The 22,322-nt window shown below is 44.0% G+C and carries 23 protein-coding genes; 13 read left to right on the plus strand and 10 right to left on the minus strand.

The window, feature by feature from the left end:
• Positions 1-4: 4 nt before the first annotated feature.
• Both C7475_RS25890 and C7475_RS25895 read left to right on the plus strand, forming a co-directional pair.
• Positions 5-433 carry a c-type cytochrome gene (locus tag C7475_RS25890; protein ID WP_110056317.1) on the plus strand — a complete coding sequence of 143 codons (429 nt, stop codon included), beginning with the start codon at positions 5-7 and terminating at the stop codon, positions 431-433.
• Positions 434-536: 103 nt separating this feature from the next.
• Positions 537-857 carry a hypothetical protein gene (locus C7475_RS25895; protein ID WP_110056318.1) on the plus strand — a complete coding sequence of 107 codons (321 nt, stop codon included), beginning with the start codon at positions 537-539 and terminating at the stop codon, positions 855-857.
• Positions 858-1,384: 527 nt separating this feature from the next.
• On the opposite strand, the gene C7475_RS25900 is transcribed toward C7475_RS25895, so the two are convergent.
• Positions 1,385-2,047, minus strand: coding sequence for a fibrobacter succinogenes major paralogous domain-containing protein (locus C7475_RS25900; protein WP_110056319.1), 663 nt, complete (start codon positions 2,045-2,047; stop codon positions 1,385-1,387).
• A gap of 109 nt (positions 2,048-2,156) precedes the next feature.
• On the opposite strand from C7475_RS25900, the gene C7475_RS25905 reads away from it, so the two are divergent.
• A complete protein-coding gene (locus C7475_RS25905; protein ID WP_110056320.1) occupies positions 2,157-2,594 on the plus strand; it encodes a hypothetical protein in 438 nt (145 codons plus the stop codon).
• Positions 2,595-2,621: 27 nt separating this feature from the next.
• A complete protein-coding gene (locus C7475_RS25910) occupies positions 2,622-3,089 on the plus strand; it encodes a hypothetical protein (protein WP_110056321.1) in 468 nt (155 codons plus the stop codon).
• 75 nt (positions 3,090-3,164) lie between these two features.
• Here C7475_RS25910 and C7475_RS25915 read toward each other — a convergent pair whose 3' ends face one another.
• Complete coding sequence (locus C7475_RS25915; RefSeq protein ID WP_110056322.1) at positions 3,165-3,758, minus strand: DUF4291 domain-containing protein; 594 nt, start codon at positions 3,756-3,758, stop codon at positions 3,165-3,167.
• Positions 3,759-3,943: 185 nt separating this feature from the next.
• Here C7475_RS25915 and C7475_RS25920 point away from each other — a divergent pair, with 185 nt between their 5' ends.
• The 5 genes from C7475_RS25920 (at position 3,944) to C7475_RS25940 (ending at position 11,759) form a co-directional block, all read left to right on the plus strand.
• Positions 3,944-4,507 carry an RNA polymerase sigma-70 factor gene (locus C7475_RS25920; protein ID WP_110056323.1) on the plus strand — a complete coding sequence of 188 codons (564 nt, stop codon included), beginning with the start codon at positions 3,944-3,946 and terminating at the stop codon, positions 4,505-4,507.
• A gap of 65 nt (positions 4,508-4,572) precedes the next feature.
• Positions 4,573-5,568, plus strand: coding sequence for a FecR family protein (locus C7475_RS25925; protein WP_110056324.1), 996 nt, complete (start codon positions 4,573-4,575; stop codon positions 5,566-5,568).
• Between the two features lie 12 nt (positions 5,569-5,580).
• Positions 5,581-9,000, plus strand: a complete 3,420-nt coding sequence (locus tag C7475_RS25930; RefSeq protein ID WP_110056451.1) for a SusC/RagA family TonB-linked outer membrane protein — start codon at positions 5,581-5,583, stop codon at positions 8,998-9,000.
• A 12-nt stretch (positions 9,001-9,012) separates the two neighbouring features.
• Positions 9,013-10,464 carry a SusD/RagB family nutrient-binding outer membrane lipoprotein gene (locus C7475_RS25935; RefSeq protein WP_110056325.1) on the plus strand — a complete coding sequence of 484 codons (1,452 nt, stop codon included), beginning with the start codon at positions 9,013-9,015 and terminating at the stop codon, positions 10,462-10,464.
• Between the two features lie 44 nt (positions 10,465-10,508).
• Positions 10,509-11,759 carry an alkaline phosphatase family protein gene (locus C7475_RS25940; protein ID WP_110056452.1) on the plus strand — a complete coding sequence of 417 codons (1,251 nt, stop codon included), beginning with the start codon at positions 10,509-10,511 and terminating at the stop codon, positions 11,757-11,759.
• Here the strand turns inward: C7475_RS25940 and C7475_RS25945 are convergent.
• Complete coding sequence (locus tag C7475_RS25945) at positions 11,733-12,266, minus strand: DinB family protein (RefSeq protein ID WP_110056453.1); 534 nt, start codon at positions 12,264-12,266, stop codon at positions 11,733-11,735. The genes C7475_RS25940 and C7475_RS25945 overlap by 27 nt on opposite strands.
• Before the next feature lie 147 nt (positions 12,267-12,413).
• Between C7475_RS25945 and C7475_RS25950 the strand changes: the two genes are divergently transcribed.
• Positions 12,414-13,262, plus strand: a complete 849-nt coding sequence (locus C7475_RS25950; RefSeq protein WP_110056326.1) for a rhomboid family intramembrane serine protease — start codon at positions 12,414-12,416, stop codon at positions 13,260-13,262.
• A gap of 284 nt (positions 13,263-13,546) precedes the next feature.
• Entirely contained in the window at positions 13,547-14,221 is a 675-nt protein-coding gene (locus tag C7475_RS25955; protein ID WP_110056327.1) for a TIGR02117 family protein, read from the plus strand.
• Between the two features lie 66 nt (positions 14,222-14,287).
• Here C7475_RS25955 and C7475_RS25960 read toward each other — a convergent pair whose 3' ends face one another.
• Both C7475_RS25960 and C7475_RS25965 read right to left on the minus strand, forming a co-directional pair.
• Positions 14,288-15,337, minus strand: a complete 1,050-nt coding sequence (locus C7475_RS25960; RefSeq protein ID WP_110056328.1) for a S41 family peptidase — start codon at positions 15,335-15,337, stop codon at positions 14,288-14,290.
• A gap of 17 nt (positions 15,338-15,354) precedes the next feature.
• Entirely contained in the window at positions 15,355-16,053 is a 699-nt protein-coding gene (locus C7475_RS25965; protein WP_146217651.1) for a M949_RS01915 family surface polysaccharide biosynthesis protein, read from the minus strand.
• Positions 16,054-16,497: 444 nt separating this feature from the next.
• Here C7475_RS25965 and C7475_RS25970 point away from each other — a divergent pair, with 444 nt between their 5' ends.
• Positions 16,498-17,475 (plus strand): D-glycerate dehydrogenase, encoded by a 978-nt coding sequence (locus tag C7475_RS25970; protein WP_110056330.1) that lies wholly within the window; start codon positions 16,498-16,500, stop codon positions 17,473-17,475.
• A 19-nt stretch (positions 17,476-17,494) separates the two neighbouring features.
• Here C7475_RS25970 and C7475_RS25975 read toward each other — a convergent pair whose 3' ends face one another.
• Positions 17,495-18,835: a serine hydrolase gene (locus tag C7475_RS25975; protein ID WP_110056331.1), complete on the minus strand. Its 1,341-nt coding sequence runs from the start codon at positions 18,833-18,835 to the stop codon at positions 17,495-17,497.
• 85 nt (positions 18,836-18,920) lie between these two features.
• Here C7475_RS25975 and C7475_RS25980 point away from each other — a divergent pair, with 85 nt between their 5' ends.
• Entirely contained in the window at positions 18,921-19,745 is an 825-nt protein-coding gene (locus tag C7475_RS25980) for a ThuA domain-containing protein (RefSeq protein WP_110056454.1), read from the plus strand.
• 4 nt (positions 19,746-19,749) lie between these two features.
• Here the strand turns inward: C7475_RS25980 and C7475_RS25985 are convergent, their stop codons facing one another.
• From C7475_RS25985 to uraD, 4 genes are all read right to left on the minus strand, one after another.
• On the minus strand, positions 19,750-19,947 hold the full coding sequence (locus C7475_RS25985) for a KTSC domain-containing protein (protein ID WP_110056455.1): 198 nt from the start codon (positions 19,945-19,947) through the stop codon (positions 19,750-19,752).
• Positions 19,948-20,018: 71 nt separating this feature from the next.
• On the minus strand, positions 20,019-21,461 hold the full coding sequence (locus C7475_RS25990) for an aldolase/citrate lyase family protein (protein WP_110056332.1): 1,443 nt from the start codon (positions 21,459-21,461) through the stop codon (positions 20,019-20,021).
• Between the two features lie 15 nt (positions 21,462-21,476).
• Positions 21,477-21,815, minus strand: a complete 339-nt coding sequence (uraH, locus tag C7475_RS25995; RefSeq protein WP_110056333.1) for a hydroxyisourate hydrolase — start codon at positions 21,813-21,815, stop codon at positions 21,477-21,479.
• Entirely contained in the window at positions 21,812-22,318 is a 507-nt protein-coding gene (gene uraD / locus C7475_RS26000) for a 2-oxo-4-hydroxy-4-carboxy-5-ureidoimidazoline decarboxylase (protein WP_110056334.1), read from the minus strand. Before uraD ends, uraH begins: the two co-directional genes overlap by 4 nt.
• Positions 22,319-22,322: the final 4 nt, after the last annotated feature.

Raw genomic sequence — 22,322 nt, forward strand, 5'->3', positions numbered from 1 at the left:
AGTTATGCAATTGAAACGGTCTTATTTCGTACCGCTGTCCCTCTTATTGGCGGTGACGCTCTGCTCATTATCATTACCTCAGGAAGAGAAGGCTAAGAATCTGAAGGTACTACCGAAGAACATTAGTCATGAGGACCTGGAAAAAGAAATGCGTGGTTTTAATAAAGCGCTGGGTGTGAAATGTAGTTTTTGCCATGCCAAACAAACAGACAATCCACAGAAACTAGACTTCGCAAGTGATGACAAAGAAGAAAAGGAAACAGCGCGTGAGATGTTAAGAATGACGATGCGTCTTAATAAAAAATATTTTAAATCCGGGAAGGACGACAACGGAATGCAGATGATGACAGTGACATGTTATACCTGTCATAACGGACGGACTGAACCAGCATCTAAACCACCGGTAGTAGAGGGAGCGCAACAACAGCATTAAAACAGTTTGGGAGAAATTGTTAAATACGATATCTTTATAAAGATACATCTACCTATTTTGTCGTATTAACTAACATTGAACCTCACAACTTAAAAAGACACTTATGAATGCTTTTAACTCCCTCGTTGCCCTGGCATTGTTATTTTTCATTGCCCACGTTATTTTGCTGTTCACTTCATTCGGAAAGAACGGATACCAGAAGATGAGATACTTCTATTCTCATCTCACCTTATGGATCTGTGGTGGATTATTATTTTTATTGGCCGTGCTTTATACGGGTAAAAATGTATCCGCGATCCTTGATGTGTTTGACACGCCGGTTAAACAACTGCTGATCCCCGGTGTAGTAGTGGTACTTTCACTGACGGCTCATACAATTGTACGCTTCCTGGTGATGCCGAAATATCAACTGGGTAAAAAATAATTCCTCTTAGGATATTTATTAAAGAGACCGTCTCATGAAAGTGAGGCGGTCTCTTTTTTAACGTCATCCGGTCCGGGTGACGTTCTTTTTTTCCCTTTTGTTAGTTTGTTTAATCGGTTTAGCAGGTATAAATGAGCTTAAAAAATACCTTTAATCTCCTTTGGGAGCCTATCTTTCCTTTACTCGTCCATATCACTTTACCGTCACTTCCATATCATTTTAGGGGCATCTCTATATCGAAAGGATATACAGGTGACGGTAAAGTGACGGTCAGATGACGGTTTCGCGATATGGAGATATAGAAACCCGAACGAAAAAGCAAGGGTTTCAGGTGAATTATGCCCTGAAACTCTTGAATGCTTTAAAAGGGCAGAAATTGGCTTTTGAAGGCTTTTAAGGTAGATGTATGTTTGTTAGAGGAATAGCGTCTTAATGAGGCTAAAAAGTGCCTTTTGAACGATGTTGCATTGCCGTTACATCATCCATTATAGTCCAGGACAGTTATATGTACTTAATTGTTAAAGTGTCTAGTCTTTTACGCAGCGTACATACATGCCTATTTTTTCCATGCCATAGGCTTTGTTGATCCCAGGTGCAGAATAAATGCTGACCATGACGATAAGTGCACTGGAATAGGCCTTTGGATCTTTAGGAGAGGCCCAGAGGTAAGTCTCTATTCCTATTCCTCCGAAGCCATTGGCATCTCCGGAGCCTCCGGCAAAGATGCTTAACCCGCTTTCGTTGGTTGTTTTGGACAATCCTTTTATCCAGCCCTTTCCGTCTACTATTTTAGTGAACACCTTGTCTGTGCCCAGATAGTTTGTAAGCGTATCCCATTCAGCGATTTTAGGAATATGCCAGCCTTCAGGTGCAAGCCCCCTCGGATCGGTAACAGCATGCCAGTTATATAACCTGCCATACTTGAGGCCATTTTCTTCCTTGTACTCATAGTAACACCATGCTGGGGTACCATCATCCCATGCCTTTTTCCACTGTTCGCCGGTAGTGACTTCCTGGATCTTATCGCCGTTCCGGAAGTGATCAACATCGAGATTGGATGTGGTCCAGATCTGAGAGCCGATAGTAGTGGTAGGTGGCTTTTCGTTCGGATCAACGTAGATCCGCGTTTCTTGCTGTGCGTAGGCGTTAAGGGAAATAATGGTGGTGAGGAGGAGAATAAATTTGTGCATAGGGATAGGTTTGGATGCTAAAGTAGTTCTTTTAAATATTACCGGTATACCATACAATTAGATAGTCCCAAATTATTCTATTTTAGTGGCGAAAAAGATCATTTGAATTATGAGGAGAATATACACCTGTCTGATTGCATGCCTAATTTTTGTTAGTGTCTGTCCGGTTTATGCCCAAAAGAAAACCATACCCGCTCTCCGCGAAGGTACTCATAACTTCACGCTCCAATGGATTAGCTGGGACAAACCTGGCAAGGTCCAGATCCGCAAACAAAGCAAAGACACCTATACCGTCAAAGGAGAACAACGGGATGCAAAAAGCTTCGTAACCATCGATGGAACACTGAAAGTTGTTTCTCCCGCTGAGCTGCTATTTACAGGTACGATCAAAAGTTTGTATGCAAGTATCAACGAAGGAAATGTTTGTGAAAGGACCGGTACTTATCACTTCCTGGCTAAAGGCGCAAGAAAGTACTGGCGATTACAGGAGATGGATAACTGCGAGGGGAATAACGTAGTCGACTATATCGATATTTATTTCAACTAGACGCTGGTATTTAGATAATTCGGGCATATGACATCTGAACCTGTAGACATCATCTTCCAGGGGAAATACGATAAGATAGATTTTAGTTTTTTGAAAGGGGTATTACCGAAGTCAAGAGACCGCATATTTACTTCTCCAGAAATTTCTGCACCTGACACATACGATGCCATTATTGAAGTGTTTCATGCAAATAGCTACGCAGACCTCATAATGGCTACTGATCATTTAGCTGTAAATGAAGTGAGTGTGCCACGTGTGTTTATAAATCTGACACGGGATGAGAATGAATTTGAGTTGCTGTTCTTTTTTGATTTAAGGGATCATGATCCTTCTCTTTCGCGTTCTAAGATGAACGACTTGAAAATGTGGGCGGAAACTTATAGCGCTACCTATGCTTTTGATTATTTCATATGCCGGATAGAAGGCGCGAATCCGCAACCAGATGAAGTTTATTTTGATAGTAATGGATATGGACCTTTATGTACATTCCCCTGATTGGTTTGGGATTTGGAGGAAAAGTCAGTAAGAATAAATGTTTGTGGTACAGATGTTATAGCGAAGAATGATGCATTATGACGCATCAATCTTCTTCGCTATGACATCTGTCAAAGGATAAACCTTTTCATCAGGTAACATCTCCATTGCCTGACCCATTTTACTCGCCTTCACCAGCTGATGCATATTTTGAGAAATTGCAGTAATGTCCTCTATTCCCACAATCCATTCATTCACATATTTATCAACGGCAATTCCCGTCAATCCTATCTGAATAGCACGTTGAGGCAGCGACTGCAGATAGAGATCCCTTTCAGGGTCCCACTGAATGCGCACCGGTGAGCTTTGCAATTCTTTCTTCCACTCCGGTAATGAGCTGTGGATGGTATGATCGAAATGGGAAAGACAGGCATGCTCTAATGCCCATTCAAACCCTTCTCTTTTGATCTGAATGGCTAAGATATGTTCCTGATTTTCTTTGGTGCCCCATCCTGACCGGTACATCATCCAAAGAAAAGATGGTTTGATCCAGGTCATTCTTTCCATTTTAAAAGGAGGAGAGACGAATTTCTGCTCTTTTACGGCGTGTAGCGCAATTGTTTTGTTGTAAGCTTGATATACTGTAACGGTATCGTCATCATACGAAGCTCTGATAATCTTCTCTTTCATTGATATAGGGTAACTGTTTATTGTGGTTAACTCCAGGATGCAAAGATAGTAAAAAAAGATATGTATGGAGTATCAGACGATTACGTTTATGAAGAACAGCGTAATTGCATTTTCACATTGCGGTAACCCAGACTTAATAATAACCTAACATTGAAACACGTTCCCACCCCCTTAGATTTGTGCTGATGGCACGCCATTCTTTCGACGAAGACAAATACCTGCAATTATTCATCTCCGGTAGCGAAGATGCGTTTGACGCTATCTTCAAACGTTACTACGAAGGCCTGCTTCAATTCGCGAAAGTATTACTGCCATATCCTACTGACGAAGCAGAAGACGTCGTTGCTGAAATGTTCTGTGCGCTCTGGAATAACCGCCGCCAGATCGCTATTTCCACTACCTTAAGCGCTTATCTATACGTCTCTGTCAGGAACAGGGTTTTCGACTACTACCGTAAGCGCAGAACTATTTTTAGCCTTCCGGAGGAAGCGTTGGCTGAAACTGCCGGAGACGATCATCAACAACCTGATCATCAGCTGATGTATAAAGATGTTACCTCGCAGATTCAACAGCTGATAACCCAGCTGCCACCGCAGATGCAACTGGTATTTAAGATGCACCGGTATGAAGGCTTCAGCTATGATGAGATTGCGGGTCTATTAAATATATCCGTTAACTCCGTTAAGACACATATGTTCCGTGCCCTGAAGATCCTCAAAACAGCCTACCCAATATTACCAATATGTTAACTCCATTTTTTTTGTCACGAGCATGATCACTCTTTGCGTCCTTACTCTTGTAAACAGAAAAGAGATTGGAACAAAAGGAACTTTATTTACTGATAACCCGGCATTTTAATGAAAAGACCTTGCCCTGGGAAGAAGACTTCCTGGCTGAATGGCTGGAAAGTGCGGAGGAGAACAGACTGACCTATCAGGCATTGCAGGAAATATGGCAGGCCAGTCAGCAACAGCATGACGAAGTAGTGATCACGAACGCTCTGCAGGGTGTAAAACAGCGCATCCATAACCGCAGACAGACCATTGTAAGAAGATATCGCCTGCAGATCGCCGCGGCAGCCGCTATTGCCGGTGTTATTATAAGTAGTATCGTCTTTTTAAGACAAACACCACAGAAGAATTCCCTTGCCTATATAGAAAAGAAAACGTTGCCAGGGCAGGTATTGAAAGATACTATGCCCGACGGCACTGTTGTACACCTGGCGCCGAAGAGCAGCATCAGGTATACGGCAGCATTCGGAAAGAAAGGCAGGAACATCATTCTCGAAGGACAAGCCTTCTTTGAGGTGACCAAAAATGCTCACCAGCCTTTTTCAGTACAGGCAGGAGAGCTGTCTGTACAGGTATTAGGTACCCGGTTCAATGTTACGCACTATAGAGGTGTGGACAGTGCCGCAGTATCGCTGGTAGATGGAAAGGTGCAGGTAAGCGTACCGGCACAAAAGAGATCTTTTGAACTGCAACCGGGGCAGGAATTGTATTATGACAAAAAAGACCAACTGGCCTATACTCGTACCTACGACGTGGAATCTGTAACGGGATGGACCTCCCGCTTATTGATCTTCCGCAATGAGCCGCTGTCGGTCGTAGCACATAAACTGGAGCAACTATATGATGTCGAGATCTCCTTTGCAGATCCTGCGATGAAGAGCTTTAAGCTGTTCGCAAAGTTCAATGACAAGCCGCTCGATTATATACTGGACGTGATCAAAGCAACGGACAATCTTGATTACACCATCAGCGGAAAACAAATTCACTTCACCACAAACAACGCCTATCAATCACGCTAAATGCCTGAATTTATGTTTCGTTTTTATCAACACCTGAGTATCACACGCAGCAAAGCCATTATATATTTGCTGTTCTGCTGTGTATTATCAATGCCATTCACAGCTGTGCTGGCAGGAGGACGGGCAGACCTGCATAAGGTTCCGTGTTCGCTGACCGTACAGAATAAGCCATTAGAAGAAGTGTTCGAGATGATCGAACAACAAACACATTATGCTATTATTTGCATGGACCAGTCCGGGCTGATGACCAGGAAGGTGAACCTGAATGCACGCAATACAACACTGGAAAACGTATTGAAGCTGCTTGCCGGACAAGCCGCTTTTAACTACAAATGTCTGGACAATAACATCATCGTAAAAGCTGGTACTACATCGCTTGCGGTAGAAGACCCGGTTGAAAAGATCATCTCCGGTAAGGTAACGGACGCAAAGAAACAACCATTGCCTGGTGTATCTATTATGGTGAAAGGTACTAAGCGTGGTACCATCTCCAATGAAAGCGGCGACTTTCAGATCAAGGCCAATGAAGGAGAAGTGATCCAGTTCTTCTTTACCGGTTATTTGCCTTATATGCTGACTGTAGATAAAAGTGCAGGTTATCAGGTGGTATTACAGGAAGATGAAAAGAAATTATCTGAAGTACTGGTAACCGCTCTAGGTATCAAAAAAGAGAAAGCAAAAGTTGGTTACGCAGCACAGGAAGTAAAAGGTGCTGATCTGGTGAAAGCACGTGAGTCTAACGTGATCAGTTCACTGACAGGCCGTGTGGCTGGTCTGACCATTAAAAATACAACTGACCTGTTCGGAGATCCGGGCATCTCCCTGCGTGGTGCAAAACCACTGATCGTAATAGATGGTATTCCTGACCAGACGGCTGACCTTTATAAGGTGAATGCAGACGATATTGAAAGCATGACCGTACTGAAAGGTGCTTCTGCTTCTGCACTGTATGGTTCTATCGGTACGAATGGCGCTATCATGATCACTACTAAAAGAGGTGGTTCCAGAGATCTGAGCGTTGAGTTCAACTCTTCTACACAATTCCAGACCAGCTTTATCCGTATCCCTAAAGTACAGACTACTTACGGTAACGGTTTTCAGGGTCAGTATGAATACATCGATGGTAGTGGCGGCGGACCAGAAGGTGGTGGATGGATATGGGGACCTAAACTGGACCAGCGTGATCCTTCAACCCCAAGCGGTTATTTTGAAACACCGCAGTTCAACAGTCCTGTTGATCCAACTACCGGAAAGTTAGTGCCATTGCCATTCCTGTCACGCGGTAAAGACAACGTTACAAACTTCTTCCGTACAGGTGTTATCACCAGCAATAACCTGAGTTTTACTAAAACCGGCGACAATGGCAGTTTCAGGGCTTCTGCCTCACATATTTATCAGCAGGGTATTGTACCTAATACTGATCTGAAGAACACTTCCTTCAATTTATCAGGCAACTATAACCTGAGTAAGGACTTCAGCATGAACGGCCGTATCAGTTATAACAAAGAGTATACGCATAACTTCCCCGAAACAGGCTATGGCCCTGCCAACTACCTGTATAACCTGATCCTCTGGACAGGTCCGGATGTTGATGTACGTGACCTGCGTAACTATTGGGCGCCAGGTAAAGAGGGTGTACAACAGCGTCACTTCAATACTTCTTATTATAACAACCCTTACTTCCAGGCATATGAATTCCTGAGAGGATATGATAAGAACAACACGTTTGCTTCTGTCGATTTCAACTATAAGATCAGTCCTTCTTTCAGTGCAAAATTCCGTACCGGTATCAACCAGTATAGCCTGAACCGTAACTATAATGAGCCTAAGAGCTATATCCGTTATAGCGATAAATCAAAAGGCCAGTATACTGTTACTTCAACTGCTTACTTTGATATCGTATCTGATCTCATAGTAGACTATAACCATACCTTCAGTGATCATTTCAAGATCCATGCACAGGCAGGCGGATCTAATTACTACAGGAACCTGAAAGGTGACTCCAGTAATACTGACGGATTGAACATCCCTGGATTGTATAATCTTGGTAACTCTATAAAAGCGGTACAGTCAAATAACTGGCTGGAAGAGCGCAGAACTGCCAGTGTTTATGGTATTGTTGACGTAGAGCTATATAATGCTGTATACCTCTCCCTGACCGGACGTAACGACAAGGTGTCTACTTTGCCGGTTGCGAATAACAGCTTCTTTTATCCATCTTTATCAGGATCAGTAGTGATATCGCAGCTGACACGTCTGCCTCAATGGTTTTCCTTCCTGAAGGCAAGAGGTGCGGTATCAAGAGTATCAAGCGGTACACTGGATAACAGCTACACCTATGGTTACCTGCCTTCTTATGATAAAGGTGTGACCTGGGATGAGTTGCCTAGTCTGAAGTATAAGAATGTTATCAACAACCCTGATCTACGTCCGCAAACATCTAATAGCTGGGAAGCCGGTGTGGAGGCTAAGTTCTTCGGCAACAGGCTGGGATTTGAGGTTACTTATTTCCAGACAAAAGATTACAATAATATCAAGGAGATCGATGTATCATGGGGTAGCGGTTACCAAACCCGTTTAGAAAACGCCCACGTATATCGTCGCAAAGGTATTGAGATAGTAACAACAGCTACTCCTGTTCGTAAAGAGAAGTTCAGATGGGATGTGTTGCTGAACCTCAGTACGTACAGACGTTATGTAAAGGAAATTACCGGTGGCGACAGGATTGGCTATCTGAAAGTAGGCGACAGAACAGACAAGATCTTTGCTTCAGTTTATCAGAAAGATCCTTCAGGAAATATTGTGCATACGGCGGACGGACTTCCGTTGACAGATAACGTTGATCGTCTTATTGGTAACAGTGATCCTGATCTGATTTACGGTCTTGAGAATAGTTTCTCATATGGCAATTTTAGTTTCCGCTTCCTGGTAGATGGCCGTCTCGGTGGACTGATGTATTCTACTACCAATCAGAAAATGTGGTGGGGCGGTACACATCCGGGTACTGTAAATCACTTCAGGGATGAGGCCAATGAACCGAAAGCCACTTATGTAGATCCGGGTGTATTATTGACTGGCGGCAAGGTGATCTACGACCGCGATGGTAATATTGTCAGCGATACAAGAACGTTTGCGCCTAATACAACAGCGGTGAACTATATTTCTTACATGACAAATACCAGCAACGGTGCGAATGTTAACTATAACTATTATTCACAGTCTTTCCTGAAACTGAGAGAGGTGACCCTTACTTACAGATTGCCATCTAAATGGATGAAAGGTCACATCTTCCGTGCGGCTGATATTTCTGCTGTAGGTCGTAACCTGCTGTTGTTCACGAAAATGCCAAACGTAGATCCGGACGCTGGTGTGGATGATCTGCAAACGCCTTCTACCAGAAGTTTTGGTATCAACCTTAACCTTAAATTCTAATTACCAACAACCATGAGAAAAATATTTAGTATAGCTGTACTGCTGTTGGTCATTGCGGCAGGCTGCAAAAAGTTCGAAGATTTTCAGACGGACCCTAACAGGCCTACAATGGCTACACCCGATCTGCTGCTGAATACAGTTATCCAGGAAGCATTTCAGGCTACTAATCTCGGAGCGACCCTGGCTACGCGTCAGATGGTATTTATCAATGAAGCTTCGAATGAACAATATTATGGCTGGGACAGAGCGGAATTTTCTACCTATAACAACCTGCGCCAGGTGATCAAGATGGAACAGGAAGCTAACAGGTTGCAGAAAACAGAATATATTCCGCTGGTAAAATTCTTCAAGGCGTACTACTTCATGCAGTTGACGAATACCTTTGGTGATGTTCCTTATACGGCCGCACTGAAAGGTGAACTGGATTCGCTTGCTCCCGTTTATGACAAACAGCAGGACATCTTCATATCTGTTCTGGATGATCTGGAATCGGCTAATGCTGCAATTACAAATACTACAGTTCCTGTACAGGGAGACATCCTGTACAAAGGGTCCATGATAAAATGGAAAAGGCTGATCAATAGCTTGTCACTCCGCATTCTGATGAGTTTATCACTGAAAGAAAATAATGCGGCTTTAAATGTGAAAGGACGATTCGCAAAAATCGTAAATGATCCCAATACCTATCCGTTGATGACAGATAATACAGATAATGGCCAGTTAACGTTTTTTGACGTGTCGGGTACCCGTTATCCGACTTACAACGATAATGATGTGAACACGGCTTATTATATGGAAGGTACTTTCGTTGATCTGTTGAAAAGATTGGAAGACCCACGGTTATTTCATTTCGCTGAAAAGGCGCCTCAACACGTTTCATTACCTGATAGCGACTTCGATGCTTATGGCGGCGCTAAAGGAAGTGATCTTGTAGATGATATCGGTAAAAAAGTACTCGCCGGAGAAGTATCAAGAATTAAAAAACGTTATACCGATGATGCCGTGAATGAGCCTAGTATCGCTATTGGTTATGCAGAAACGCAATTCACACTGGCAGAAGCAGTGGTGCGTGGCTGGATCAATGGCAATGCTGCAACTTACTACAACAAAGGTGTACAGGCTTCTATGCAGTTTTATAAGATACCACAGGATTCAATTGATACTTATCTGACAACGAACCCACTTCCGGCCAGCGGTCAGCTGGAAGCGATCATGACGCAGAAATACATTGCCTCCTTCATGAACAGCGACTGGCATTTCTTCTTTGAGCAGCGCCGTACTGGTCTGCCTGTCTTCGATGTATCGGGTGCTGGTGTGCTTAACAATAAAAAAGTGCCTAAACGATGGATGTATCCTATAAAGGAATCACAGACAAATCAGAAAAATGTGGAAGCAGCTATCAACAGTCAGTTTGCCGGAGATGATAATATCAACGGAATAATGTGGATGCTGAAAGCAGAATAAGTTGTACTTTATAGTTTTAAGTTCAGGATTAGAATATGTTCAGGATGAAGAAAATATATCTGGCCTCAGCCCTCTGCCTTTTATTGGCAGGGGGCCTTCAGGCCCAGCAAAAGAGAGAAAAGAAAGTAGTATTTGTTATTGCGGACGGTATTCCGGCGGATGTTCTGGAGAAATTAAACACGCCCAATATTGACCGTATCGCCGCTGCAGGCAGGTATACCCGCATGCATGTAGGCGGTAACAAAGATACTTACAACCAGACGCCTACTATCTCGGCCGTAGGTTATAACAGCCTGTTGACAGGGGTATGGGTGAATAAACATAACGTACCGGACAACGACATTAAAGCGCCTAACTATCATTATTATAACCTTTTCAGGTTGTTTAAAGCGCAGTTCCCGCAAAAGAAGACCGCTATTTATTCCACCTGGCTGGATAACCGCACCAAACTGGCTGGCGATGGATTGCCCGATGCAGGTAATGTGAAGATAGACCTGCATGCTGATGGTTATGAACTGGATACTGTTCTTTTCCCGCACGACGAAAAAGGGGATTACCTGCATGCTATTGATGAAAAGGTAATCGATGAAGCATCCGCCGGTATTAAAAAAGACGCGCCTTCATTAACATGGGTATACCTGGAGTATACAGATGATATGGGGCACGGATTCGGTGACAGTCCGCAGTTCTATAACGCAATAGAAACACTGGATAAACAGATAGGCCGTCTCTGGGAGGCTGTTACTTACAGGCAGCAACATTTTGCGGAAGACTGGATGATCGTTATTACCACAGATCATGGCCGTGACGAAAAGACCGGCCGTCATCATGGCGGACAAACACCTCGTCAGAGAAGTACCTGGATGGTGACGAACTATAAGCCTCACAATGATTATGCACATTATTATGAGCCGGCGATCGTTGATATCATGCCGACTATCGCACGTTACCTGAATATGAATATTCCTCAGGCTACCGCTCGTGAAGTAGATGGTATTCCGATGATCGGTAAGGTGGCTGTCGCAAATGCGAAAGCTAATTTTATCCAGGGGAACATCGATATCAAGTGGTCTGCATTGCAGGACACCGGCAAAGTGAAGATCTGGGTAACAACCACTAATCTTTTCAAGACAGGCGGTACTGACGAGTACCATCTGCTGGCAGAAGTACCCGTACAGGACCGTCATGCGCTGCTGGATGTATCTAAGCTGCCATCCAACTTTTATAAGATCGTACTGGAAACAAGCGCCAATACAGTGAACGAATGGTTAGATCTGGATGCCAAGTCCAGGTAAGTACCGCTCTTTTAATATCCTGAGGTGATGTAACTCATGACCCGGGATCATATAGGCGATTGACCTTACTGAGAGAGGATGGTTGTTCGAGGTGCCGATAAAGCTCTCCTTCTCCGGCTTCAAATGACGTAACAAGTATATTGACGATTGACGTACCACCCTGAATTCATCTGCCAGGTCCTGCAATGTGCGGTCATTGGCAAATGAATTCAGGACGTAATCGTCCTGCTCAAAGCCTGGTAACCCCTGTTGCTCTCCACGGGCAAAACATAATAGCCGGTAGGCAAATACTCTTTCTGAATCGATCATGTGCCCCAGCGTCTCCTTAATGGTCCATTTACCCGGAGCATAGGCGTAATCAGCTTTTTCTTCCGGAATAGCAGTAAAAAAAGCGTAGGTGCTGTCTCTCAGTTCTTCGAGGATGGCAGGAACTTCAGCGTTTCCAACGTAGTTGATGTAGTCGCCCTGGTAGGGTTGAAATTCGCCAGGTTGAGGTTTGGATATCATGGGTGCGATTTTTGCTAATATTAAATAAAAATCGCTAAAGCGCGAATTCGTGGCGGCAGATTTGGATATATTTGCATTAATCACAATATTGCAGTGGGCAAGATTATCCGGCTGACGCTCCCTATAGTTATTAAAAACCCGCATTGAATGGCATACATTGGTCTCATTAACCTGTTACTGATTGTTGTAAACATTGTAGTGTCATACAAAGGATTGAAAGACCATTCCTTTTTTGACAAGTATTCCTTTGAAGTGGATAACATCCTCGTATACAAGGATTACAAGCGGATGGTGACATCAGGTTTCCTGCATGTCAGCTGGATGCATTTGTTCTTCAACATGCTTTCTCTTTACGTCTTTAGCACCAGCCTGGAATTGCGGATGGGACCATCCAGTTTCCTGACGCTTTATTTTGCCAGTCTGATAGGCGGTAATTTATTGTCATTACTGATACACCGGAACCACGGTGATTACAGTGCGGTAGGCGCTTCGGGTGCAGTGTGTGGAATTATATTCGCCTCTATCGCCTTGTTTCCCGAAATGAGGTTAAGCTTTTTCGGATTGCCGTTCTTCTCCATTCCTGCCTGGGCATTTGGCGTACTTTACGTACTGTATTCCATTTATGGTATCAGGTCAAAGAAGGATAATATCGGGCATGAAGCGCATCTCGGGGGTGCACTTATTGGCATGCTGGTGGCGCTGTGTATGGTGCCGGAAGCAATTGCGGAAAATTATCCCACTATACTGTCCATTCTTCTCCCGGGATCACTGGCCGTGTACCTGATCATCACCCGCCCGCACCTGCTGCTTGTGGACAACCAGTATTTCAAGACGCATATCGGCGATTATGATATTGACGACAGGTATAACCTTCAGCGTATGGACCGTCAGCAGGAGATCGATTTCTTACTGGAGAAGATCCATAAGACGGGCATTAAAAGCCTTACAAGAAAAGAAAGGGAAACATTGGAGAGGTATTCCCAATCGGTGAATTAGGCACCTCTCGTGAAATAATTTTATCTGAACAATGCAAAGTAATGGCCCTGTTGATCACTCAGATGACTGAAGGCCTCCTATCGTCTCCCAGTGCTCATTTCTTAACTTGCAGGAGTTTTCGAAATGCTCTTCGTAGATATCCATTGAGTTTATATTTATTATCCTCTAATATATATCTTTGTGCTTTCGAAACAAAGGGTTCATAATTTCTTAAAATGGTCTGAGAAAAGAAGGAGAGAAGAAGCAGAGACCAGAAGACAATATCCCCCATAAATACCAACAGCTTGAAGAAGACATTAAAGATCATTGCGTGGACGATCCTGACGCCCGTATTACTGATCGCCCTGTACCTGGGAGCAGCTTATGTATTGTCCCGTATCTCCGTAGAAAAGGAGCAAACAGCAAATGCAGACATTCCGCTGTATATTCTTACCAATGGCGTACATACCGACCTGGTAATGCCTGTGCGTAATCAGCAGATAGACTGGAGCAAGGAGGTGCTTTTTGCAAATACCAAAGGCAACGATACAAGCGCTCAATGGATCGCATTCGGCTGGGGCGATAAAGGTTTCTACCTTGAAACGCCCACCTGGGCAGATCTCAAGTTCAGCACTGCTTTTAAAGCTGCTACGGGATTAAGTACGTCTGCTATTCATGCTACCTACTACCGTGGTGTTAAAGAAGGCAACGATTGTATCCGGATGGATGTTGACAGTGCTCAGTATGCAAGATTGATCAGTTACATCCGGGAGAGTTTTGACAGGGATGCCAGCGGGAATATTATACATATTGTCACCGATGCTAATTATGGCAGGACAGATGCGTTTTACGAGGCCAAAGGCAGTTACAGCCTGTTTCATACCTGCAATACCTGGACTAATAGCGGCTTGAAAAGCTGCGGACAAAAGGCTTGTCTGTGGACGCCTTTCGATAAAGGCATTTTCTACCAGTACAGGTAAGGTTATAAAAAAGGGGATTGCAGCAATGACTACAATCCCCTTCCTTTTATTGAATATTACAATTGCTTATTTCGTTTTTGCAGTTGCTTCATCCTGTTCTTTTTTGATGATGCTTTCAGCTTCAGTTCTTGCATCATCACCCTTTACAGGTACATCGGGAATTACGCCGATACCTTCCCATCCTTCTTCTGAACCTGGTGCTGCTACCATCTTCACCGGCAGGAACACTACCAGGTTTTCTTTCAATGGTATCATGGTGCCTGCAATACCGGCACCGGCAGTTGTATCGCCGATAACAGTAGCCCTGTGCATCTTTTGCATAGCGAAAGCGAAACCTTCAGTTGCAGATGCTGTGCGTTTATTTACCAGTATATACAATTTGCTGTCCGGCATTCTTTTACCGGGAACGAAAGGATATGTCCATTCCTGGATATCGTTTTTCCTGTCTTTGTGATAACCGTGCAGGTAATAACGTTCATCACCTGCATTAAAGAAATAGCCTGCAAGGAAGCGGCCCATCATACCGGTACCACCACCGTTATCCCTGATGTCGATGATAATGTTCTTTGAGTAGGCTGCCATATTCATAGCGCTGGCGGCCATTTCAAAAGCTTCCTGATCGCCGTGGAAGCCGCCTGATATCTTGATATAGGCAGTGGATGTTTTCCTGTTCAGTTCAACGGCATCAAAACCATAGTTGTTCTGCCGCTGCTTTTCAAGCTCCTTCTTTGCGTCTTCCGGAGTGCTTGTATTGGTCACTGTTCGCGTAAGCCGGTCGAAATAGTCTTTGCTGAAGAATATAGTCAGATGCACATCTTTATGCACATCACGCAGGTCTTTTGTGATCTTTTTTGCAAGTTGCTCAGCTGTGAGGTCCTGGTAAGCTTTCTTCGCCTCCTGGCTTTTTAAGGTAGCGATATATTTCTTTGATATATCGGGGAAAGGATAACTTTCATCAAGTCCATGACTGATCTTTTCGAGGATCTCATGTGTGGCTTCTTTGCTCACTACAGCAGGAGCTTCCTTTGTTGCTGCCGTTTGTGTTTGTGCAGACATGAACAAAGGAAGGGAGAGTAAGCCCATCAGGGCTAAAGGTTTATAGCAATTTAGTTTCATACGAAGTTGTAAGTAGGTTAGTTGATCAGCAGCTTCTTTTTATCCATCGCTTGTTCATATTCATCCGGATATATGGTGAAGTCTTTATCTGCCAGTGTTTTCATCAGTGCTCTCACATGTTGCTGTATGGATTGCGGCAATGTATAGAATGCAGCATCTATCTGAATATTCCGTCCTTCGTCCATGGTTGAGTTCTGATGTCTGACAGCGATCTTTTGTCCTTTGTAATTGAGAATGATCTTCACTCTGCCGTCATCATATCCGTTCATGCCGCTGCTGCCATATACGAGCAAAGGATCTGTGATACCATCTCTGTCAAGGTCTTTCACTTCGCAGAATTTTGTCCAGAACCAGATCGATTCTTCTCCGTTATTCAGGTTATTGCTGTTGGTGAAATCATTCAGTTCCCATGTTTTAACAAATCCATTCCCTTCCTTCTTCAGATTGACAGCTTTTATCTTCTGATGTAGTGTATCGTCTTTGGTTATTTCATCTATGCTTTCACAAAGAGCGAGGTAGTAGTCGCCGGACTGATCATGATAGCTGTAAACACGCCTGATAGGGTGTAGCAGATTAAACTGCTTCACAATATTGTCAGAAAATATTGTTGCCGTAACTGCGGGAGATAGGATCTCACTATTACTCTTCACTTGTTGTGCATACAGTTGCTTTCCGCTTAGTGCGATAATTAGCATAGTTGCAAGGGTCATCCTCATGCTGATGAATCTTAAATGAATTGTTATGATCTTAAACGGATTGTTACAATCCTAAATCAATTGTTAACGCAGTAGGGACGGGCAATTGACCTGTGTGCAATTTATATTTATTCATGAATTATTGCAATCGGTACGGTGCCGGATGCAGAGCTTTAACAAAACAATAAGAAGTATAAAAGTTAGTGGAAGAGTTTTCTTTGAAGAAGAAGTAGTTAAAAAGGATAAGCCCTTTAAGTTAAACTTAAAAGGCTTACCTGACTAGACTAAAATAAACAAATTAAATAGAACGCTTTAACCATTGACCTGTGTTCTCAAATGGTACGAGGGAAAAGGCGGTTTTCTTGTATGCGCCGCAAAGTTACGTAAGAATTTTATTAGAAATATCCCTGAATTCCGGCATTTGTGTATTTTGTTGCTAAATGTAAATGCAAACCATATAGTAATATGAAAGTGTATATAACAAGGAACATTCCGGAGGTTGGAATAAAGATGTTAAAAGATGCCGGACTTGATATCACAGTGTGGGATGAAAAGCGCCATCAGCCGGAAGATGAGTTAATAAAGGTGTTGCAACAATATGATGCGGTGCTGGTATCCGGTCCTGTAAAAGTGGACCGTCACTTCCTGGAATCGTGTCAGCATCTGAAAATAGTCTCTCTCATGTCTGTCGGTTACGATAACGTTGATATTGAGGCTGCAAGAACGTTAGGCATTGCCGTAGGAAATACGCCGGGCGTATTAAGCGGTGCAACAGCTGATACTGCTTTCCTGCTGATGCTGGCAGCTTCCCGAAAGGCTTTTCACATGCATAAGGAAATTATACGTGGCAACTGGCATTTCTGGGATCCTACTGCTAACCTGGGACTTGAATTGGGAAACAGGACTTTAGGTATTGTAGGTTTAGGCAAGATCGGTTTTGAACTGGCAAAGAGATGCAGAGGTGCTTACAATATGAAGATCATCTACCATAACCGTGGCACAAACCCGGAGGCAGAAAAGGAATTAGGAGCAGTACGTGTTCCTTTCGATGAGCTGTTACAGCAGAGTGATGTGGTATCTGTACATACGGCGCTGACGCCTGAAACAAAAGGTCTTTTTAATAAAGACGCGTTCAGCAAAATGAAGCCGTCTTCTATTTTCATTAATACTGCCAGGGGAGGTGTGCATAATGAAGAAGATCTGATAGCAGCGCTGGAAAGCGGCACCATCTGGGGAGCGGGTCTGGACGTGACCAATCCGGAGCCAATGGCAGCGGATAATCCGTTGCTGAACATGCCGAACGTTGCTGTTCTCCCACATATCGGTTCTGCTACTGTAGATACACGCAACGCGATGGCCGGGATTGCCGCAAAAAATGTGATCCTCGCACTGCGGGGACTTCCTTTGCAGCACGCGGTTGTCCAAAATAAACACCTGGCGTAAATAGATTGAAGGACATCCTCTATTTTACTTTAGTACCGGGTACCTCTCCACCGTTTTCGTACAGGATCATGCCTGTCACTTCGTTTTTCTGGTCGCGGGTGAATTTGATCTGTACATCTGCTATATTCAGGAAGAAGAAATCCTCTTTTTCTGCATATAAGGTAGCCGGGCCTTGTCCTGAAGGCTGTCCTGTAAGCATACCATCTTTTACGGCTATTGCGATTTTAAAGCCAGGCTTCATATCATATTCCCCTGTATATTGCTGAAGAATGGTTTCGGGCACTGGTATAGCGATCCTTTTTTTAGGAAGTGTATAAGGCTTGTTATAGAGCTCGGCCAGAATGGATTCACTTATCTTTCCAATGGTCCTGTCGGAAGCATTATCCAGCAGAATGATGCAAACATCATCTTCAGGCACACGTATGATAGTCGTAACGAAACCATGTATGCCACCTCCATGACTAACCTTTCTTTTCCCTGCTATTGAATCAATGTTCCAGCCATAACCGTAGTTGTTCTTTTGTGGCGTGTATGTTCTTTCCCAGTCTGCTTTGGAAAGGATCTTATACTGTTGTACCGCCTGATGCCATTTATAAAGATCACCGGTAGTACTGTACATCGCGCCCGCTGAAAAAGATACGGATGAATCTACACTGGGAGCGACCTTGCTGCTGTCTTCATTGATAAAGAAGTAGCCGGTCGACTTATCCTTATTGTTAAGCTGTTTAAAATCAAACCCGGTATTGTTCATATGCAGCGGCTGGAAAATGTATTCTCTTGCCACTTGATAATAAGGTTTGTGTGCGGCTACTTCAATAATATATCCAAGCAGGCAATAACCGGAATTGGAATAGTTCCATTTGGTGCCCGGAGAAAAGTCTAACGGTTTATCTTTAAACAGTGACATCAGCTTTACACGACTGGCCGGTTTAAATACTTCTGCCTCCATGAAAGTTCTGTCATTGGTATAGTTGTAGATGCCGGAAGTATGCGTGAGCAAATGTTCTACTGTAATACTATCCCCTTTCGGAAAATCAGGGAAGAACTTCGATACCTTATCCTGCAAACTGAGCTTCTTTTCTTCTTCCAGTTTCAGCACGATGGCTGCTGTAAATTGTTTGGTAATTGAACCCAGCTGGAAGATGGTGCCAGGGTCATTACGGGAACTATCGGTGGTATTACGGAAGCCGTAGCCCTTATTCAGTAAGATCTTGCCCTGTTGTGACACAAGGGCTGTACCATTGAATTTGTGCAAACTGCTATAGGCACTTAGTAAGGTGTCCAGCTTAGCTGCAGGGTCCTGGGCGTGCGCATACTGCAATCCACCGAGGAGGAAAAGGAGGCATAATAACTTTTTCATGGTTGTATGTGGTTTGGGGACGGCCGGGCTATGTTGTGTACATAAAGATAAAGTTATATTTTGGGATTATATAAATCCACGTATCATGAAAAGAATATGGCAGGGAATACTCATAGCCTCCTGTTGTTTGTTTGTTATTACAGCAAATGCCCAAAAGAAAGGAAAGCCCTTTAAAGTGATCGGTTTCTATACAGCCCTGCATGACCAGGCACATATCAGTTTTGTACATGAAGCTAACCGTTGGTTTGCCGCCAAAGCAAAAGAGAACAACTTTAGCTACGATTCTACCAACGATTGGAGCAATATGAACCCAGCCTTTCTGTCTAAGTACCAGGTGGTCATATTCCTTGATACAAGACCGGATACGCCTGCCCAGCGGGAAGCCTTCCAGCAGTATATGGAAAATGGCGGCGCCTGGATGGGATTCCATTTCTCTGCATTCGCACTAACTCCGTCGGATTTTCCGCAGAACTGGGACTGGTACCATAATGAATTCCTGGGCTCGGGTTCCTATGGCAGTAATACCTGGAGGCCTACTTCAGCGGTCCTCCGGGTTGAACATCCGGAACATCCTGCAATGAAACATCTGAACAGTACCTTCAAAGCTTCTCCAAATGAATGGTATCGCTGGTCGAACGATCTGAAGGCTAATAAAGACATCACTATCCTATTGTCGATAGATTCAACCAGTTTCCCGCTCGGAACAGGGCCTAAACAGCACGAGATCTGGCATAGCGGTTATTATCCTGTTGTTTGGACGAATAGGAAATACCGGATGATTTACATGAATATGGGACATAACGATATAGACTATGAACATCACACCAATAAAGATCTGTCATTGACTTTTGGCAATAAGGAACAGGATCAGTTCACCCTGGATGCTTTGCTCTGGCTGGGGAAACGTTAATGCATCAATTCACTTTTTCATATTCATAGTGTCCCTTAATATGTTTATTGAGGTAGATGCCTTTTGAAAAAGAGGTCTTCATGGCCTGATACACCTCTTCCGGGACGTTTTTATAGTCATAAATAAGCCCTGAAACGAAGATGACCCGCAATGTGGCCGTATCCCGGTCGTAATGCATTCTATATACCACAGACGAAGGCATATCTGGCATACTACAATTGCCGGGCCAATGGCAGCGGCGTCAACCGCTATGGCAATTGAGGCCGCTGAAAGCTATTTTTTCTTTTTTTGCTTCCTTCTGCCTTCAAGTATCTTGTAAAAAGAGCGGCTTCTGATCTCGTCCATTGTCAGGCCGGTAACAAGTACTTCTTCCTCCGAAATAGCCCCGCAATTGATGGCTTTGAGGAAAAAATTCAATAGTCCCTGACCCGTTGCTGCATCATCAAAAATGTCTTTCGTCAATGTGGAAATGGCAGCACGCTCTACAAATGTTTTGAGCCGGAATACAGCATCATCGTAATTATTAAGGAAGAAGTAATAAGTAGCTGCATAACGCATCGGCAGCTGTGCGGGATTGAGGTCCCAGCCCTGGTAGAAGCCATTGATGAGCGAATGCATGGTATGGCCGTAGCCGATACGCCATGCATGGTGTACGCTATCGTTATTTTCCTGTTGCTGTGTAAAACTGAGCGGATCTCCTTTGTGTGGTGCTACGGGGATCACGTTAGTAGCACCATCTGACAGGAAAATGCCAGTGCCGCCCAGCGCTACTTTCGTCATATGATGCGCAAAGTCGCATACCGGATGTGCCATCGTCTGATACTTCGCTGTGATGCCACAGGAAGCCGTATAATCGTAAGTGCCGAAGTGTGCCGCAATACAACGTCCCTCACTGGCACGAATGATGCGCATTAATGGATTTCTGCCTTCGTCATCCATGATGATCTGTGTGGCCTCTACCATCGTTTCCATCTTCAGGGCCCCTGGTGTTAGTCCGTGTGCCTTTTCCAGCAGCTCGAACAATTTTACGAGTGTGGTCACTTGTTCCGGAATAGTGACTTTTGGTAACATCACCACAAAATTATCCGGTAACACGCCGCCGGTCTCTTTTAAGAGTGTAGTGAGAAAGAGGTCCAGCGTGCGTACACTACGATGCTTCAGGTCTTCTGTAAATGGTTTAATGCGGATACCTATGAACGGTGAAATTGTTTCCTGTTTCATCCCTATTGCCAGTTCCTTTGCAGCGGCAATGGCTGTCTCATCTTCTTCTTTGTCCGGACGGTTACCGAATCCATCTTCAAAATCGATCCGGAAGTCTTCAACAGCTTCTGTAAAAAGTTTGCGGACGATCTTCTTGTAAACCGTGTAATATAACCAGACCGGTTCATGTTTTCTTTGCTCTTCCTTCATGAGGTCCAGATTTTCCTCCAGGCGGGCAATATCAGAAATGCGTTGAGGCAACTGTTCATGTCCCTCCAGTTGCAGGACTTTCGCTAATTCAACAAAGTTGGGCGCATATGTATACAGGTGTTTCAATGCAATCTGTCCCATACGGGTGCAGGTATCCGCTTTGAAGAGGTTTGCGCCGCCATAGACAGTGTGTACAGGTTGCCTGTCAGGTTTGTCGCCAGGGTATACCCGCTGGAATTGCAGGTTAGCCTTTTGCAGTTCCTGTAGCAGTTGTTCTTTTGCATTTTCAGCTATTGCCAGTTGCATAGTCTTATGAATGTTTTAAGTGCCACGGTAAGTAGAGTAACCAAACGGATTTAACAAAAGAGGAACATGATAATGCTCGCTATCACTGATGTAAAACACCACTTCTATGAAGGGGTAGAAGGAGGATAAATCCCTTGTCTCAAAATATAGTTTCGTTTCAAATCTGAGCTTATAAATGCCTGGAGGTACGATCACATCTTTCGCCAGCAGGTCAGTTACCCTGCCGTCTTTGTTTGTAGCACTTTCGGCAATGCAGGTCCAGGTATTTTCCTGTTGTCGTGATAAGCTGACAGCAACGTCAGGTGCAGGTGTACCGAAAGATGTATCAAGAATATGTGTAGTGACCTGGCTCATACGCTTAACAGTTTTTTAAGCCTGATGGCGGTGATCTTTTCCTGTTCATGCATAGCGATCTTAATTTCTTCTTTCGGATCGTTTTTCAGCCTATCTGTGAGGATAGACAACATTTCAGGGGCCGACTTACCTGTTGCACATACAATGAAGATGTAACCGAATTTATCTTCATACAGTTTATTCCCCTTTGTAAAGGCCTGGAGAATAACGGTTGAAGCATCGATGGTACCTTCCTGTTCCCGTGACGCCCATTGTGCGGTAGCTGCCAATTTCTGTTGCATGGAATGCAGGTCGCCTATTTTCGGGTGATGGTCGAAGGCTTCTCTCCAGTCTTTTTCCGAGCACGTGTGCCAGTGTTTGACGGCAGCAGCCAGCAGGCTGTCTTCATCTTTTACAGGAAACTCCTTTTTCATTTTTTCAATCCATGCGGTTGCGCCACAGCAGGTGCTGAGCGTTTCAGTTAATTGTTCTGGTGGTAGTGCATTAAGCGCTGTCAAAGTCATTGGG

This window comes from Chitinophaga sp. S165 (assembly GCF_003182155.1).
Taxonomy (GTDB): domain Bacteria; phylum Bacteroidota; class Bacteroidia; order Chitinophagales; family Chitinophagaceae; genus Chitinophaga.

Bases quoted from the DNA above. Each gene is read 5' to 3' on its own strand.
- C7475_RS25890 (WP_110056317.1), top strand. From the start codon at position 5: ATGCAATTGAAACGGTCTTATTTCGTACCGCTGTCCCTCTTATTGGCG.
- C7475_RS25895 (WP_110056318.1), top strand. From the start codon at position 537: ATGAATGCTTTTAACTCCCTCGTTGCCCTGGCATTGTTATTTTTCATT.
- C7475_RS25900 (WP_110056319.1), bottom strand. From the start codon at position 2,047: ATGCACAAATTTATTCTCCTCCTCACCACCATTATTTCCCTTAACGCC.
- C7475_RS25905 (WP_110056320.1), top strand. From the start codon at position 2,157: ATGAGGAGAATATACACCTGTCTGATTGCATGCCTAATTTTTGTTAGT.
- C7475_RS25910 (WP_110056321.1), top strand. From the start codon at position 2,622: ATGACATCTGAACCTGTAGACATCATCTTCCAGGGGAAATACGATAAG.
- C7475_RS25915 (WP_110056322.1), bottom strand. From the start codon at position 3,758: ATGAAAGAGAAGATTATCAGAGCTTCGTATGATGACGATACCGTTACA.
- C7475_RS25920 (WP_110056323.1), top strand. From the start codon at position 3,944: ATGGCACGCCATTCTTTCGACGAAGACAAATACCTGCAATTATTCATC.
- C7475_RS25930 (WP_110056451.1), top strand. From the start codon at position 5,581: ATGTTTCGTTTTTATCAACACCTGAGTATCACACGCAGCAAAGCCATT.
- C7475_RS25935 (WP_110056325.1), top strand. From the start codon at position 9,013: ATGAGAAAAATATTTAGTATAGCTGTACTGCTGTTGGTCATTGCGGCA.
- C7475_RS25940 (WP_110056452.1), top strand. From the start codon at position 10,509: ATGAAGAAAATATATCTGGCCTCAGCCCTCTGCCTTTTATTGGCAGGG.
- C7475_RS25945 (WP_110056453.1), bottom strand. From the start codon at position 12,266: ATGATATCCAAACCTCAACCTGGCGAATTTCAACCCTACCAGGGCGAC.
- C7475_RS25950 (WP_110056326.1), top strand. From the start codon at position 12,414: ATGGCATACATTGGTCTCATTAACCTGTTACTGATTGTTGTAAACATT.
- C7475_RS25960 (WP_110056328.1), bottom strand. From the start codon at position 15,337: ATGAAACTAAATTGCTATAAACCTTTAGCCCTGATGGGCTTACTCTCC.
- C7475_RS25965 (WP_146217651.1), bottom strand. From the start codon at position 16,053: ATGAGGATGACCCTTGCAACTATGCTAATTATCGCACTAAGCGGAAAG.
- C7475_RS25970 (WP_110056330.1), top strand. From the start codon at position 16,498: ATGAAAGTGTATATAACAAGGAACATTCCGGAGGTTGGAATAAAGATG.
- C7475_RS25975 (WP_110056331.1), bottom strand. From the start codon at position 18,835: ATGAAAAAGTTATTATGCCTCCTTTTCCTCCTCGGTGGATTGCAGTAT.
- C7475_RS25980 (WP_110056454.1), top strand. From the start codon at position 18,921: ATGAAAAGAATATGGCAGGGAATACTCATAGCCTCCTGTTGTTTGTTT.
- C7475_RS25985 (WP_110056455.1), bottom strand. From the start codon at position 19,947: ATGCCTTCGTCTGTGGTATATAGAATGCATTACGACCGGGATACGGCC.
- C7475_RS25990 (WP_110056332.1), bottom strand. From the start codon at position 21,461: ATGCAACTGGCAATAGCTGAAAATGCAAAAGAACAACTGCTACAGGAA.
- uraH (WP_110056333.1), bottom strand. From the start codon at position 21,815: ATGAGCCAGGTCACTACACATATTCTTGATACATCTTTCGGTACACCT.
- uraD (WP_110056334.1), bottom strand. From the start codon at position 22,318: ATGACTTTGACAGCGCTTAATGCACTACCACCAGAACAATTAACTGAA.